The sequence below is a fragment of the Streptomyces sp. NPDC002619 genome, assembly GCF_042889305.1.
In the GTDB taxonomy this organism is placed as follows: Bacteria; Actinomycetota; Actinomycetes; order Streptomycetales; family Streptomycetaceae; genus Streptomyces.
In genome coordinates this window covers 577,770-592,611 of sequence record NZ_JBIAQV010000002.1, presented here as the reverse complement: position 1 = coordinate 592,611, position 14,842 = coordinate 577,770, and the positions used below count along the sequence as shown (strand labels likewise).

The window sequence follows — 14,842 nt, the reverse complement described above, 5'->3', positions numbered from 1 at the left end:
GCTCCGCCCGCGCTGCGCCGACGCGCGCCCTGGTGAGGGTTGGCCGGCGGCATGAGGTCAGAACACGTCGTGGCTGGGGCGGTCGGCTCCACGGCTTTAGGCAGCCACTTTGGCGCGAGCCTCGAAGATCATGGCCCCAACGTCGTGCTTTACCGGGCAGGTCCACAGACTGCCCGACGCGCCGGAAGCTTACGGGGCCATGATCACTCGCGCCAAAGCAGCTCCAGCCCAAAGCCGCTCCACCGACCTCGCGGTAAAACTGGGCGGCCCTTGGGCCAGTCTGTCAGACTGAGCCGCACGCGCCATGCATATCAGGGAGGGGTTTGGCGTGCAAGAAGAAAAAGACGAGCTGCTCACTACTCCTGATGTCGCCACTGCGGCCGCATGGGATTTCTTCAAGCATCACGTCGCCCAGATGCGCTACATGACTTCAGCCAACATGGTCTTCAACGAGTTCGAGTCCCTGGTGGACCGACTGGGCGTGGCCTTCGCAGAAATCGCCCCCAACGGTCCTGAGATGCTTTTCCCGCACTGGCATCGGCGACGCGATCACTTCAAAGCAACACTGAAAAAGAACCTGCCCATGGTCGCCGAATATGGCATGACTCGGTGCGTTGAGAACTTCTTGTCATATGTATCCGAAGTGCTTTCTGAAGTCTTGGTCAGCAGGCCCAGTCTCCTCAAGAGCCAGGAGCAGGTGACATACGAGGAGGTTCTTGCACACTCCTCTATTGAAGAGTTTGCGGCATGGGCAGCGGAACGGCGCATCAGTCAGCTTTCCTTCAAGGGACTGGAGGAGATCGCTGGCTACATAGAGAAGCGTCTGGGGCTAAGAATCCATGAAAATGACGAGTACTGGAAGACCCTCAAGCGCGGCGTAGCAATTCGAAACCTTGTTGTTCATCGGCGCGGTATTGCCGATGAGCGATTCGTGCGCGTCGTCCCGGAAGCCAAGAAGGGCGAGCGCTATAACTTCCAATTGCAGGACTATATCGAGGTCGCCACCAGTACGATCATGATCGTTGGTGACTTTGACGCTAAGGTGGCCGATAAGTTCAACCTCAGGCGAACGGCGCTGGATGTATAGGAATTCTGAGGCTACGCCCACCTACATACGGCGCTAGCGGTGAAGACATGATGCGCCCCATCCGCCGGGCCGTCTTGGGGCCGTCGCAGGACACTCAACGACGACCAACGCTGACAACCGCCGACAGCTAAATCGCAGGTCGCAGCGTTGGTCGATCACGTGGCCGCAGGTCAGGGACCCGGCCCGTCACTTCTTCGGCTTCTGATTCCCGCCGAAACCGATGGACGCCGACCAGGCATCATGAGGGGGTGACCGTTCCATTCGTCAACAACCATGGGGTTCCGGAGACCGGCACGGAGCCTTGCCCATGCTGTCACCACATGACGCTCACCCATCGCGGCGGATTCGAAATGTGCCAAGTGTGTGGATGGGAGGACGACGGACAGGACGATCACGTGCGGACGTCATCCGTGGTGGTCCCAACGGCTCGACGAGTCTTACCGAAGCCCGCCGAAGGTTCCAGAGCCATCAAGCCTGCGATGCTCGGTGCTCACCTTGCCGATGAACCGGCCAGAGCCATACAGCAGCGAAGTACAGCAACCACGACGACCGTAGCCAGCTGTCATCAGGCTCGGATGGCTGACCGACGTGCCCGGCAGCCTTCAGCAACCGTCGTGCCCGTAGTTCGCATCGAGGGGCTCATCGTGCCCGCTGCGTGCCCGTTCCGAGGGGACACAACGGGGAACCACGGTTACGCGGCCTCGTGTCGGCGCAGGCTCACCTCACTCCCCTCAGGCTGAGACGTAGGTCACAGCCCTTCGACCTGAGCAAGTCTCATCCGGCTATTCACTGACTACATGTATTCGGTGAATACTGCTGCCCATGAGCACCCGCCACATACTCCTTGGCCTGCTCGCCACCGGCCCGAGGCATGGATACGACCTCAAACGTCGACACGACGAGCGCTTCCCGCAGGCCCGGCCGCTTGCCTACGGGCAGGTCTACACGACGCTGCAGCGGCTGGTCCGGGACGGGCTTGCCGAGATCGAGGAGACCGGTTCCGACGGCGGGCCGGAGCGGACGGTGTACCGCCGCACGGACGCCGGAGCACTTGAACTCGCCGACTGGGCAGCGTCCGTCACGCCGCCCGCGCCGTTCGTGGCGAACGAGATCTTCGCGAAGGTCGTCGTCGCGATCCTGTCCGCCGGTGACCCGGCGGCCTACCTGCTGGCGCAGCGGGCCGCACACATGCAGCGGATGCGGGAGCTCACGGCAGTGAAGTCCGCACAGGGCGCCGATCTCGCCACCGTGCTCTCGGCGGACTACGCCCTCACCCACCTCGACGCCGACCTGCGCTGGATGACAACCACCGCCGGCCGGCTCGTCACCTTGACCGCGGAGGTCGACGCAGCGTGAGCACCACCGACTCCACGCCGGGACAACCCCTTCTCGCCGCCCGGGAGTTGTACAAATCTTACGGCTCAACCCCCGCACTGCGCGGCGCGTCCGCCGAGCTCTGCAACGGGGAGATCCTCGCCGTGACCGGCCCCAGCGGCAGCGGCAAGTCCACCCTGCTGCACTGCATGGCAGGGATCGTCCGTCCCGACCGCGGGCCGGTGATGTACCGCGACGAGCGCCTCGATCATGTGTCCGAGGAGCGGCTCAGCGAGCTACGACGGACCGAGTTCGCGGTGGTGTTCCAGTTCGGGCAGCTGATCCCCGAGCTGACCACGGTCGACAACGTCTGCCTGCCGCTGGTCCTCAACGGAACCGACCGGCGCACCGCGCAGGGGCAGGCACGTACGTGGCTGGAGCGGTTCGGTGTGCTGGGCAGGGCCGAGGCGCGCCCCGGTGAACTCAGCGGCGGCCAGGCGCAACGCGTCGCACTGGCCCGCGCCCTGGTCACCGGCCCGAAGGTCGTGTTCGCAGATGAGCCGACCGGCGCCCTCGACTCCCTTGCGGGCGAGCAGGTGATGACCGAACTGACCTCGGCTGCACGGCAGTTGGGCGCAGCAGTGCTACTGGTCACGCACGACGCCACGGTCGCCGCGTACGCCGACCGTGAGATCCGGCTGACGGACGGCCGTACGGCCGCACTGGAGGTGTCCGAGTGAGGGCGGATCTACGGCTGGCCTGGCTGCTCACCAGTGGTTCGGACCGGCGTGAGCGGTGGCGGATCGGCCTCACGGCCGTGGGCGCGGCCTGCGTCGCCGCCTTCGGCGGGATGGCCGCCGCCGTGGCGTCCGTACGCGGATACTCGAACCTTCCAGTCGCCCATGGCCTGCTGAACAACCCGGGCGAGCGCCGTGGTGTGGTACTGGCGCTGCTGCTTCTGCTGATCCCCGGCCTCGGCTTCCTCGGGCAGTGCGCGCGGCTGGGTGCCGTGCACCGCGACCGCCGTATGGCCCGGCTGCGGCTGGCGGGGGCCGCTCCGGGACGGGTGCGGCGGATCGCCGCGCTGGAGTCCGGGCCCGCGTGCCTGGTGGGCTCGGTCGTGGGCACCGTGGCGGTGGCCGGGTGTGTACTCGGGGCCGGCCGACCTCCGGCGCGACTGTGGTGGGTGGTGGCCGCCGTCATGCTCGCGGTACCGGCCGTGGGCATGGCGGCGAGCCTGGCGGCGCTGCGCCGGGTGGTCGCCTCGCCTCTCGGCGAGGTGCGGAGGTTGCCGCGCCGACAGGGCGGGGGCCGGGCGGTCGCGCTGGGCACGGCCCTGGTCGTGGCGGCCGTGGCCGGGGGCGTCCTGGCGCTCACGTACGGGTCCGCCGGGCTGGTTCCCCTGGTCCTGTTCGGCGCGCTGCTCCTGATCGGGGCAGGGGCCGTGTGGGTGAGCGGTGGCATGGCCCGGTTGACCGGGCGCCGGTACGCGGCGCGCACCGGGAGTCCTGCCGTGCTGATCGCCGCCGAGCGGCTGTCCGCCGATCCATGGGCGGCGGCGCGCACCCATGCTGCCGTCCTGCTGGTGACGGTGGTGGGAACCGGCTTCATGGGCGTACGCGAGGCACTGCTCGAGACTCTGAACCACAGCGAGTACACCCCCACCGACGTGGACTTCTACACCGGCGGGATCGACCTGGCGGGGGCGGCGGTCCTGGTCGGCCTCCTGATCGTCCTTGTCTCGGTCGCCGTGGGCGCCGCCGAGTCCGTGGCCACCCGGCGCCGGACACTTGCCCAGCAGGTCGCCGCCGGCGTGCCGCGGACGATTCTGAGCCGCGCAGTGCTCCTGGAAACCGCTCTGCCGCTGGCACCGGCCCTGCTGGTCTCGGGCGCCGGCGGGCTGGCCGTCGGTATCTGGTACGCGTCACTCACCGGACACGGACTCACCGTGCCGTACTCGGCCCTGGCCGTCCCGCCCCTGATGCTCGCCGCCTGCCTGCTGGCCGCGGCGACCTCGCTGCCCCTGCTACGCCGCTCGACACAGCCCGCGGAGCTGAGGCACACGTGACCCGCCGCATATGTGAGGGCGGCGCCCATTCCCGAGGGCCTCCATGTGGGCCTGGAAGCGGGATGCCGGTGCTTTGCGCCTCCTGACGGCAGAAGACGACGGCAACAGAGGCGTACGCACCGGGACCCTGGAGGTAGCAGGGGGACTGCCTTGAGCCCTTGGAGTAGCAATGCGGCAGCACGCACGTAGCTCTCAATGAACTCCTAATGCGGTGCTCACACACGAGCGCCCTCCCGGGCCGTCCTCGCGCCGTGGAAGGGCGCTCAATGGTGACCAACGTCGACAACTGCCGACGGCTCAGCAGCAGGTCAGAGCGGTGATCGGTTAGGCGGCCGCAGGTCACGGCCGCCAATGATCAGTTGTGGCTGAACTGGCGCCTACCATCCAGCCGCGACCTCAACTCTCTTGGTCCTCGACCATGCCGATGGCGAAGGGGAACGACTCCAGGAAATCGCGCCGCGCAGGGTCTTGCTCCGCTTCGGCCAAGTCCGCGATCACCTGCAAGAGCCGCTCGCGTTGGTCTGCGGGCAGTTGCAGCAGTACCCAGCCGACGCTCTCCATCATCTTCACCGCGGAGTCGGGATCCACTTCCTCATCCCCGCAGCTCTCCAGCCACCACACGACATCGATGAGCAGGCCGGTGAGCGCTGGCACGAGCGGATCCCTGTCAGTCATGCGTGCAACGTAGCCGAGCCCTACGACACCGTCTCGTGGGTCGCTGAGTGTTTAACTGCGTGACAACGCCCGCGCACAGCGGCGGACGACCGCGGACGCCCGTGGATCGTCACCGCAGGTGGGAAGCGCACAGGCCCAAGGTCGAGCGCCCGCCCAAGTTGCTTCGGGACGAAGCAGTCGCTCGATCAATGCATGGGTGCTCGCGATGGGGAGCCAGCTCGTCCAAAACCACCCACGCCGAGGCTGCCGGCGCTGGCATGCTGGCAGGTCCGAGTATCGGACCGCAGCCCCAGGGGGACAGCGTGATCGTGAACCGGCGTATCGGCAGCGAACAGCCCGATGAGTACGACGAACTAGAACAGCACCTCACCCAGAAGCTCAACGTCCCGCTCAACTGGCCCGAAGAGAGCGACCTCACCGCCAGCCACGTCGCCACAATCGCCGCCGCTGCAACCTGCGACACCGCGTACAGCCAAGCTGCCAACGGTCACTTGATCGACCTGTTCGCGGCGCTCCCGCTGCCGGGAACCGCAGAGGGGCAAAGCTTCTGGAAGCGCATCGGCGATGCTGGGGGCACTGCGGCCATGACCATCGATCCTGCCAACATGGGCGGCCCCTTCTTCGACCGCATCCATGACGGCAACGAGGGCGGCATCGCCTCCCGCGTCCTGAGCTTCCTGGAGGAGCTGACGCCATCCCAGCGCACCGCAGTGGCAGAGGTCATCGGCTCAGTCCTCGACTACGGCACCATCGGCGTTAGTGGCCGTTATGGGGGCGAGCTGTGGCTACGGGACGCCGAGATGAGCGCATGGCGCGTCGCGCTGGCCGGGCGACGGGAGTTCGAAACATCACAGAACCGCGAGCGATTCTTCGAAGCATGGCGCCGCGCCTGACCACCTGGCACACCCGTACAGCAGAGAAGTACCGCAACCACAGCAACCAACCCCGTCTAACAGGATCCGCCCAAGGCCCCTCAACGACCGGTTTGCCCCTCACTGATCGATCCACATAGAGCTACGGATCAGAAGGTTGCCGTGCCCCACGCGTACCCGATCGAGCGGGAAACCGGGGGGAACACCGGGCAGTCACGGTGACCGGACACGAGAACGGCCCCCGACCAAGCACCCAGGTCGGGGGCCACTTTTACTGCTCAGCAAGCGGAGGCGGTGGGATTTGAACCCACGGTGACATCGCTGCCACGACGGTTTTCAAGACCGTTCCCTTCGGCCGCTCGGGCACGCCTCCCCGCGTCGCCTGATCAGCGGCGCGGGGACAAGACTAACCGTTCGGCACGCGCGCGTGGGGTCAGCTGTCGCCGTCCCTGGAGCCCAGGGTGAGCTGGACCGTGTGGGTCTGGCCGCCCCGCTTGTAGGTGATCGTGACCTTGTCGCCCGGCTTGTGCGTCCAGATCTCGCCGATCAGGGTCGGGCCGGAGTCGATCACCGAGTCGTCGAGCTTGGTGATGACGTCGCCGGGCTTGAGGCCCGCCTGGGCCGCGGGGCCGCCCGCCTCGACCGCGGCGGAGCCGCTCGTACCCTGGTCGGTGATCTTCGCGCCGTCCGTGCTGTCCTCCAGCGAGACGGACGCGCCGATCTTGGCGTAGACCGGCTTGCCGGTCTTGATCAGCTGCTGGGCGACGAACTTCGCCTGGTTGATCGGGATGGCGAAGCCGAGGCCGATCGAGCCGGACTGCCCGGAGCCGCCCAGACCGCCGCTGCTGTTGGACTGGATCGCCGAGTTGATGCCGATCACCGCACCGCTGGCGTCCAGCAGCGGGCCGCCGGAGTTGCCGGGGTTGATGGAGGCGTCGGTCTGCAGGGCGCTCATGTAGGACGCCTTGCTGGAGGCGCTGCCGTCGCTGGAGGCGACCGGGCGGTTCTTGGCGCTGATGATGCCGGTCGTGACCGTGTTGGACAGACCGAACGGCGCGCCGATCGCGATCGTCTCGTCGCCGACGGCCACCTTGTCCGAGTCGCCGAGGGCGAGCGGCTTGAGGTCCGACGGGGCGTTCTTGAGCTTGATGACGGCGACGTCGTAGCCCTGGGCGTGGCCGACGATCTCGGCGTCGTACTTCTTGCCGTCGGGGAACGTCGCGGTCAGCTTGCCGCCGTCGACGGCGTCGGCCACCACGTGGTTGTTGGTGACGATGTGGCCCTCGGTGTCGAAGACGAACCCGGTGCCGGTGCCGCCCTCGCCGCTGGTGGACTCGGCCTCGATCGTGACCGTGCTCGGCAGCGACTTGGCCGCGACCGCCGCGATGGTGCCCGGAGAGCGCTTGACCTGCGTGGCGCTGCCGCTGTCGGTGGCGGAGACGGTGGTGGAACCGCCGTTGTCGTTGTTCTTGGCCAGCGTGTAGCCCAGTCCGCCGCCGAGTCCGCCCGCGACCAGCGCGGCCACCAGGACCGCGGCGACCAGACCGCCGCGCCCGCTGCGCGGCTTCGGTGCGGGCTGCTGGTACGACGCGCCCCAGCCTGTGTGGCCCGCGCCCGCGCCGCCGTCCGCGTAGGTGGGCGTGGCGGGGGGCGGGGGCGGCCAGGAGCCGTCCGGGGCGGGGCCGGCCGCCTGCGGCGCGCCGGAGGGGTCCGCAGGCGTGTGCGCGGCGGGCGCCGCGCCGTGCTCCGGCACGCCGGGGGCGCCCGGAGGCACCGGCGGGAGCGGGGCTGTCGGCGCGTCCCCGTGGGGCGGGGCTGCCTGCGGGGAAGCAGCGGGAGTTGCCACCGGCACGGGAGGTGCGGACGGGGCCGGGGGTACTGCGGTGCCCTCGTTCTCGGTGCTCACAGCTCTTCTCCTCGATCCACGGCTGTTTGTTCTCGGTCGCACTCGGTCACGCTCATTCACGCTTCTACACGGTCCGGCGCGATTCAGCTGTGCATGTGCTTTTGTACGACGTCAGCTTTTCCCACGGGCCGTCAGAGCACCATAAGCGGTGGCTGTGGGTCCGGGGCCATTCTTTATATAGGACTTTTCCGACGAACGTCTCATTCCGGAGAGTACGCATGACTCCGTTCGCTTCACGTACGCGCCCGTGCCGCCCCGCGTACCCCGCCACGGTGGCACCATGACGCGGTGACCCACGCACGACAGCACTCCCCCCAGGTCGTCGCCCACCGGGGGGCCTCCGAGGACGCACCCGAGCACACCCTCGCCGCCTACAGGAAGGCGATCGAGGACGGCGCGGACGCCCTGGAGTGCGACGTACGGCTGACCGCGGACGGCCATCTCGTCTGCGTCCACGACCGGCGCGTCAACCGTACGTCCAACGGCCGCGGCGCGGTGTCGGCCCTGGAGCTCGCCGAGCTCGCCGCCCTGGACTTCGGCTCCTGGAAGACCCGGGAGACCTGGCGCGGCCGGGACGAGGAGCCCGACTGGGAGTACCACCCGGCGGACCGCGCGGACACCTCCGTGCTCACCCTGGAGCGGCTCCTCGAGCTGATCGCGGACGCCGGGCGGCGGGTGGAGCTGGCGGTCGAGACGAAACACCCCACACGCTGGGCCGGACAGGTGGAGGAGCGGCTGCTGCTGCTCCTGAAGCGGTTCGGGCTGGACGCGCCCGCCTCGGCCGCCGAGTCGTCGGTACGGGTCATGAGCTTCTCGGCGCGGTCGCTGCACCGGGTGCGGGCGGCGTCGCCGACGCTGCCGACGGTGTATCTGATGCAGTTCGTCTCACCCCGGCTGCGCGACGGGCGGCTGCCGGCCGGTGTCCGGATCGCGGGCCCCTCGATCCGGATCGTGCGCAATCACCCGGCGTACATCGAGCGGCTGAAGCGAGCCGGTCACCAGGTGCACGTGTGGACCGTGAACGAGCCCGAGGACGTCGACCTCTGCGTCGAGCTGGGCATCGACGCCGTCATCACCAACCGCCCCCGCGAGGTGCTGCGCCGGCTGGGCCGCTGAGACAGGGACGCCCGCCCGCCACTCACCGTCACACCGCGCTGAGCCGGTCCCGGCCACACCGATGAAATCCGGCCACACCGTTACAGGGAGTGCCCCGGTGCGTTCGGTCCGTGTTCGAACGTTGCGAATGCGTCACCGGACCTGCATTGGCCGGTTTCCAGTTCAGGCCATTGGGGCATCCACACCGTGGCGTGGGGCAAAGGAGGTCTCGGGGGTGGCGTTGGTGGTGGCACAGGAAGTGCCCACGTCGTCGAGCATGGCCGTACCCCATGGCCCTGCGGGCGTGGGGGAAGCAAGGCACCGGATGCGCGATCAGTTGCGCAGGAGTGGTGTATCGGAATCGGTCGTCGACGATGCCGTATTGATCCTTTCCGAATTGTTGAGCAATGCCTGCAAACACGGGCGACCACTGGGCGAAGCGCAGGCCGGGGACGGAGACGTCCGGGCCGCGTGGCGCGTGGACCCGCGTGGCCGGCTCATCGTCGAGGTGACGGACGGAGGCGGTCCGACCCGCCCGGCTCCAGCCACCCCGTCGGTCACCGCGCACGGCGGCCGCGGGCTGAACATCATCACCGCGCTGGCCGACGACTGGGGTGTCCGGGACGACACCCGGGGCGAGGTCACCGTGTGGGTCGTCGTCCACGAGGACGTTCACGATCCGGATGCCGGACACCGCCGAGGCGACTTCGCCACGCGCGTCGTGGCACCGGCGGGCCCGGCACTCGACGACCTGGACTTCGCGGACGCGTTCGACGACCTGGCCTGAGCCGCACGCTCCTTCGAGCCCGACCCCGGCCTGAGCCCGGCGCTCGCCCGAGCCCGGCCCTGGACCAAACCGGCCCGCCGCGGCCGGGGCACCGCTTCCGGGACGATCCGGTGCCCCGGTCCCGCGGCAGTCTCAAAGGCATCGCTGCCGTCCAGTCGCCGCGTCGTCCGGTCGGCCGTCATCCGGTCGCCGTCGTCCACAGATCCACACCGCCGCGGGCGCACGTTGTCCACAGGTTCCCGTCGGCCATGGCGCGAACGGCTAGGCTCCCGCCCGTACCAGAAGAGCCGTAACCGGGAGACACCCACGATGGCCAAGAAGCGACCCCAGACGAAGGCCAAGCGGCCCCAGATCAGCGACGGGGCCCGCGCCGCGGGCGCTGATGGGCACGTTCCGGTCGTCGGCGCCCGCGAGCCCTGCCCCTGCGGCAGCGGCCGGCGCTACAAGGCGTGCCACGGCCGGGCCGCCGCACACGCCGCGACCGAGCTGGTGCACCGCCCGTTCGAGGGCCTGCCGGGCGAGTGCGACTGGGTGGCGCTGCGCGAGCTGGTGCCGGCCGCCACGGTCGAGCTGACCCTGAAGGACGGCCTCCCCGAGGGCGTCCCGTCGGTCACGCTCGCCACGGTCCTGCCGATGGCCTGGCCGGCGCTGCGCCGCGACGACGGCTCGGTGCTGCTCGGCCTGCAGAACGACACGGCGTCCGGCGACATCAGCCGCGACCTCGCCGACACCCTCCAGCGCGCCCTCACCGCGCAGCCGGGCACCCCGGTCCAGGGCCGCAGGGCGCCCGCCGACGGTCAGCGGCTGCAGGATCTCCTCGACCCCGAAGGTGCGTTCGAGCCAGTTGTGCACACCGGCTTCGAGTTCTGGGTCCAGGACGCGGAGAACGCCACGCCCGAGGTGACGGCCTCTCTGGAGCGGGCCAATGCCGCGGCCATCCCCACCGTGAAGCTGACCGGCGTCGATGCCGCGTACTGGTGCGAGACACCGGAGAAGAACCACCTGCGCTGGGTCATGCCGTATCCGGAGGAGCGGCTTCTGGACGCTCTCGCGCGGCTGCAGGCGGCGGGCCGTGCGAGCCTCGGCGAGGGCACCCGGCTGGTCGGTTCCTTCCGCGCCCACGGTCTGACCGTGCCGGTGTGGGACCTGCCGAGCGGTGTCGGCGCCGACGACGTGGAGAAGCCGGCCGCCGAGTTCGCCGAGCGCCTCACCGCCGCCCTGGCCTCGGACGCGCCGCTGACCGTCGACGAGCGCCGCGCCCGCGGCGGCCTGACCAACCGGCAGGTCACGCTCAGCTGACGCACGGCGGACACACGGACTGCGGCTGACCGACCGGTCAGCCGCAGCCGGGTTCGCCGAAGCAGGTGACCCCTGTCACAACTCCCCGACGTGACAGGCAGATCGGTGTCCGAATAGCCGAGATCGAATTTGCTAACCGCCGATCTCTTGTTACCGTTCCAGTAGCCCGGTTGCTGGTGCATCCCCCGTCGCCAGCAACCGGGTCTTTTTATCTCCGGCGTCGCTGTACGGAACGTAGCGCTCCGTCAACTTCCTTTGAACGCTTCGGAGTTGCTTCCCGATCGCAGCAGCAGCGGCCCCCGGCCGTCATGCGCCGCGAACTCCGTGACCGCCGTGTACCCGTCCAGGTCGCCCCGGGTGCGTTCCCGGGATGTCTCGCAGGTGGCGGGCTCGTCGTCGACGCCCGCGAGGCAGCGCATCCGCACGGTGCGGTCGTCCGGCCCCATGAGGCTCAGCAGGGAGTCCAGCGCCTGGCCGGTGGCGTTGCGGTAGTAGGTGCGCGCCCAGGTGTCCGTGCCCTGCGTCAGCACACAGGTCTGCGCCTCGACGCCGTCGGGGGAGGAGAGTTCGGGACCGCAACGGGCGGCGGTGGCGAGCCCCAGGCCGAGCATCCGCGGGGACCCGGGCGCGGCGGACGAGGACTTCTCGTCGTCGTACGCACCACCCCTCGAGCGGTTGTACGAGGGGGCGTACGACGTTCCGTGCGCCGGTTCCTGCGCGGAACGTCGTACGCCCGACCGTCCCGCGTCACCCACGGACCCCGCGGACGCCACGGCCAGCGGCAGCACGAACGCGCACACCGCGAGGCCCGCGAGGGCGAGCAGACGAATCCGGCGGGGATCCTGGGGTGGCCTCTTGCGGTGGTCCGGGGGCCGTTCCCCAGAAATTCGCAGCATGGGACGGAAGATAACGACAGGGGCGCGGCAGTCGGTTAGGTGCGCGCCCGACACCCCTACAACTCGGGCGCGCTCACACCCGTACGAGTGAGCGCGTCGACCACGGCGTCCACCACGGCCTCCACGTCGGGCACCCAGGGTGAGGCGGAGCCGGGCAGCGGCGCGCGCTCCCAGCGGATGGCGCCCTGGCCGGTCTCTGACGGCGGCAGGGCGAGGTAGCCGCCCTCGCCGTGGAAGCGGAGGGAGCCGGGTACGAAGTCCTTGGCATAGAGCAGTTCGCCCAACTGCTCCATGGAGTACGGCTTGACGAGGATGGCCCAGCGGGTGGGCGAGGCGACGACCGGGCCGAGGCGCATGCCCCGCCGGTCGAGGGCGTCGAGGGCGCGGGCGGCCGCGAGGGCCGGCAGGCTCACCGCGCAGGGCGCCTTGCCGCCGGTGGCGAGGACGATGGGCGCGTCCGGCCGGTTGGTCCACCACCAGCGCACCATGCGCTCGTCGGTGGTGGCCGCGAGGAGACCGGGGTCGAAGGGATGCGCACCGGGCACCGTGCACTCCGGGTCGGGGCATGCGCAGCGTGCCCGCCCCTGCGGGTCCGGAGCCACGCCCGGGAGTACGGGCCACTGCCATTTCGTCGCGAAGGTCAGGGCCGCGCTGATCAGGTCAGGCCTCCCGTTGTTCCGCCTGGACAGGAGCCTGCGTCGCCTTCCGAGGATCTCGCGCATGAGCGCTCGTTCCTTTCCGTTGCACCGCTGGCAACACCGTGGACCACATCACACCATGTGTCGATCACTTCACTGTGCGTACCTGTTGGCGCATCACACCCCTGCTCCGGGCAAGGGGAACCCCAGGGGTTCGAGCGTTGGCCGTGTTCGCGTCCATACTGCGTCTATCAAAAGCACGGCCGCGGCGTGGGGGTGGCGAAGTCTGGCGTTTTGCCGTCCCGCGTATTTCTCTCCGCCTCCGCCACGGGAGGATGGGGCACGATCGTCGGTGGCTAAGACGCCCGGGTCCGTCGCCAGGTTCCGGGTGGCCCCCTGCCACCCCTGGCCTTCTCCGAGTACGTACCCATCACGACCGCTGTGACGCTCCGTGGAGCAAGCCCAGTCGACCGCAATGAACCGTTACCCGAGGCACTTTTAAGCCAACTTTGCTGTTGCGCAAGAGGTGCGGCCGAAACCCCAAGAGGCCCATGGACACCAGGAATCCCCGCAGGACAATGCTGGACATCCCCTCTCGAGTGCGTGTACATGTGGAGACACTGCTAGCGGCGCAGAATGACATGGGGGTTTGCGATGCTTCTGAGCAATACGCACCGGTCTGAAAGCCGGACGCCATGAACGCCCCCCACCCTCCGAAAGTGGCTGGAATCGATGCAACGGTTCCCACGCCCGCACACACTGTCGCGCCCGCCCCGGACGCACCACCGGTTCCCACCCCGAACGCCCCGGCACCCGGCGCCGTCCTCCAGGACCGGCTGGCCGGCTGGGTCTCGGACCTGACCACGCTCCACGAGCTCACCGAGCGCCAGGTCCGCACCGCCTCGGTGGAGTCCGCACTCCAGGAACTGCTGCGCGCCGGAGCCGCCCTCGTGGGCGCCCGGCGCGGTCTCGTCGTGCTCGAACCCGACGACGGCCTCGGCCCGGACACCATGATCGGCCTCGGCCTCGGCCGCGCCGACCTCGGTCACATCGAGACCGTGCCGCGCGGCGCCATGCCGTACGGCAGGCTCCTCGACACGGCTGCCGGACTCCCCGGCGGCGACGGCGAGATCGTCCGCCCCGACCTGTTCGCCGAGGACGGCCTCGACCCCCGCCACCGCGAGGTCGCCGCCCGCCTCGGTTACGCCGCCAGCTACGCCCTCCCCCTTTCCACCGAGGCCGCCGGCCGCCTCGGCGCCGCCGTGTGGCTGTACGACGAGCCCGCCGAGCCGCACGAACGCCAGCGCCACCTCGTCGGCCTGTACGTCCGCCACACCACCGAGCATCTGGCCCGGCTGGTCGAACTCGAGCGCACGCGCGCGTGCCTGAAGACCGTCACCGAGGAACTGCTCCCGTCCCGGCTGCCCCGGGTGGCCGGGGTGCGGCTCGCCGCCCGGCACCGCACCGGCCCGCTCGGTGGCGGCGACTGGTACGACGCGTTGCCGCTGCCCGACGCGGCACTCGGCCTCGCGGTCGGCTCGGTGACCGGCTGCGGGCCCAGCGCGGTCGCCGCCATGGGCCGGCTGCGCGCGTCCCTGCGGGCGTACGCGGTGATGGAGGGCGAGGACCCGGTCGCCGTCCTGTCCGACCTCGAACTGCTGCTGCGCCTGACCGAGCCCGCCCGCTCCGCGACCGCGCTGTTCGCCTACTGCGAGCCCGCGCTGCGCAAGATCACACTGGCCGGTGCCGGACACAGCCCGCCACTGCTCATCGGCGAGCGGCGCACGGAGTTCGCGGAGACCTCCGTTTCCGCGCCGCTGGGGATGCTCGCGTGCTGGGAGGCGCCGAGCGTGGAGTTCCAGGCGGAAGCTGGAGAGACGGTTCTGCTGTACACGGACGGGCTGCTGCACCGCACCGGCGACCCCACCGACCGCGCCTTCGCCCGGCTGCACGCGGCAGCCGCGAGCGTGCCGCGCGCCCTGCGCCGCGACCCCGGGGCCATCGCCGACCACGTCCTGCGGACGTTGCTGCCCGACGGCCTCGACGCGGCGGACAGCGAGGAGGACGTGGTCCTGCTGGCGGCACGCTTCGACTGAGCGGTGCCTCACATGTGGCATGCCTGGGCATAACAGGCCGTCCGACCCCGGGTCCGCCTCCGCACGACCGTACGATGATGGGGTCCCCCCGGCTCGAGCGGAGCCCAGA

14 protein-coding genes and 1 tRNA gene are annotated in these 14,842 nt (G+C 69.6%); 10 read left to right on the top strand and 5 right to left on the bottom strand.

Annotated elements, in window-relative coordinates; all coding sequences use genetic code 11:
- Positions 1–328: 328 nt before the first annotated feature.
- The 5 genes from ACFYXB_RS06935 to ACFYXB_RS06915 all read left to right on the top strand — a co-directional run bounded on the left by ACFYXB_RS06935 (position 329) and on the right by ACFYXB_RS06915 (position 4,469).
- Positions 329–1,087 carry a hypothetical protein gene (locus ACFYXB_RS06935; protein WP_389578517.1) on the top strand — a complete coding sequence of 253 codons (759 nt, stop codon included), beginning with the start codon at positions 329–331 and terminating at the stop codon, positions 1,085–1,087.
- Positions 1,088–1,335: 248 nt separating this feature from the next.
- Positions 1,336–1,827: a CPCC family cysteine-rich protein gene (locus ACFYXB_RS06930; protein WP_389578514.1), complete on the top strand. Its 492-nt coding sequence runs from the start codon at positions 1,336–1,338 to the stop codon at positions 1,825–1,827.
- Between the two features lie 82 nt (positions 1,828–1,909).
- A complete protein-coding gene (locus ACFYXB_RS06925; RefSeq protein ID WP_389578512.1) occupies positions 1,910–2,443 on the top strand; it encodes a PadR family transcriptional regulator in 534 nt (177 codons plus the stop codon).
- The gene (locus ACFYXB_RS06920; RefSeq protein ID WP_389578509.1) at positions 2,440–3,141 is read left to right on the top strand and encodes an ABC transporter ATP-binding protein; all 702 of its coding nucleotides are present in this window, start codon (positions 2,440–2,442) and stop codon (positions 3,139–3,141) included. Before ACFYXB_RS06925 ends, ACFYXB_RS06920 begins: the two co-directional genes overlap by 4 nt.
- Complete coding sequence (locus ACFYXB_RS06915; RefSeq protein WP_389578507.1) at positions 3,138–4,469, top strand: ABC transporter permease; 1,332 nt, start codon at positions 3,138–3,140, stop codon at positions 4,467–4,469. Before ACFYXB_RS06920 ends, ACFYXB_RS06915 begins: the two co-directional genes overlap by 4 nt.
- 396 nt (positions 4,470–4,865) lie before the next feature.
- Here ACFYXB_RS06915 and ACFYXB_RS06910 read toward each other — a convergent pair whose 3' ends face one another.
- The gene (locus ACFYXB_RS06910; RefSeq protein ID WP_363290278.1) at positions 4,866–5,144 is read right to left on the bottom strand and encodes a hypothetical protein; all 279 of its coding nucleotides are present in this window, start codon (positions 5,142–5,144) and stop codon (positions 4,866–4,868) included.
- 302 nt (positions 5,145–5,446) lie between these two features.
- Here ACFYXB_RS06910 and ACFYXB_RS06905 point away from each other — a divergent pair, with 302 nt between their 5' ends.
- Positions 5,447–6,037, top strand: coding sequence for a hypothetical protein (locus ACFYXB_RS06905; protein WP_389578504.1), 591 nt, complete (start codon positions 5,447–5,449; stop codon positions 6,035–6,037).
- Between the two features lie 265 nt (positions 6,038–6,302).
- Here the strand turns inward: ACFYXB_RS06905 and ACFYXB_RS06900 are convergent.
- Positions 6,303–6,389 (bottom strand) — tRNA-Ser (locus ACFYXB_RS06900).
- Positions 6,390–6,449: 60 nt separating this feature from the next.
- Positions 6,450–7,922: a S1C family serine protease gene (locus ACFYXB_RS06895; protein WP_389578502.1), complete on the bottom strand. Its 1,473-nt coding sequence runs from the start codon at positions 7,920–7,922 to the stop codon at positions 6,450–6,452.
- A 288-nt stretch (positions 7,923–8,210) separates the two neighbouring features.
- Between ACFYXB_RS06895 and ACFYXB_RS06890 the strand changes: the two genes are divergently transcribed.
- The 3 genes from ACFYXB_RS06890 (at position 8,211) to ACFYXB_RS06880 (ending at position 11,103) form a co-directional block, all read left to right on the top strand.
- Positions 8,211–9,038: a glycerophosphodiester phosphodiesterase gene (locus ACFYXB_RS06890; RefSeq protein ID WP_351345848.1), complete on the top strand. Its 828-nt coding sequence runs from the start codon at positions 8,211–8,213 to the stop codon at positions 9,036–9,038.
- 127 nt (positions 9,039–9,165) lie between these two features.
- On the top strand, positions 9,166–9,804 hold the full coding sequence (locus ACFYXB_RS06885; RefSeq protein WP_389578668.1) for an ATP-binding protein: 639 nt from the start codon (positions 9,166–9,168) through the stop codon (positions 9,802–9,804).
- A gap of 309 nt (positions 9,805–10,113) precedes the next feature.
- Positions 10,114–11,103, top strand: coding sequence for a DUF5926 family protein (locus tag ACFYXB_RS06880; protein ID WP_389578500.1), 990 nt, complete (start codon positions 10,114–10,116; stop codon positions 11,101–11,103).
- A 245-nt stretch (positions 11,104–11,348) separates the two neighbouring features.
- Here the strand turns inward: ACFYXB_RS06880 and ACFYXB_RS06875 are convergent, their stop codons facing one another.
- Together ACFYXB_RS06875 and ACFYXB_RS06870 are read right to left on the bottom strand one after the other, a co-directional pair.
- The gene (locus ACFYXB_RS06875; protein ID WP_389578498.1) at positions 11,349–11,999 is read right to left on the bottom strand and encodes a hypothetical protein; all 651 of its coding nucleotides are present in this window, start codon (positions 11,997–11,999) and stop codon (positions 11,349–11,351) included.
- A 56-nt stretch (positions 12,000–12,055) separates the two neighbouring features.
- Complete coding sequence (locus ACFYXB_RS06870; RefSeq protein ID WP_351345860.1) at positions 12,056–12,721, bottom strand: bifunctional DNA primase/polymerase; 666 nt, start codon at positions 12,719–12,721, stop codon at positions 12,056–12,058.
- A gap of 611 nt (positions 12,722–13,332) precedes the next feature.
- On the opposite strand from ACFYXB_RS06870, the gene ACFYXB_RS06865 reads away from it, so the two are divergent.
- Positions 13,333–14,733 (top strand): PP2C family protein-serine/threonine phosphatase, encoded by a 1,401-nt coding sequence (locus tag ACFYXB_RS06865; RefSeq protein ID WP_389578495.1) that lies wholly within the window; start codon positions 13,333–13,335, stop codon positions 14,731–14,733.
- The last annotated feature ends 109 nt before the right edge of the window (positions 14,734–14,842 follow it).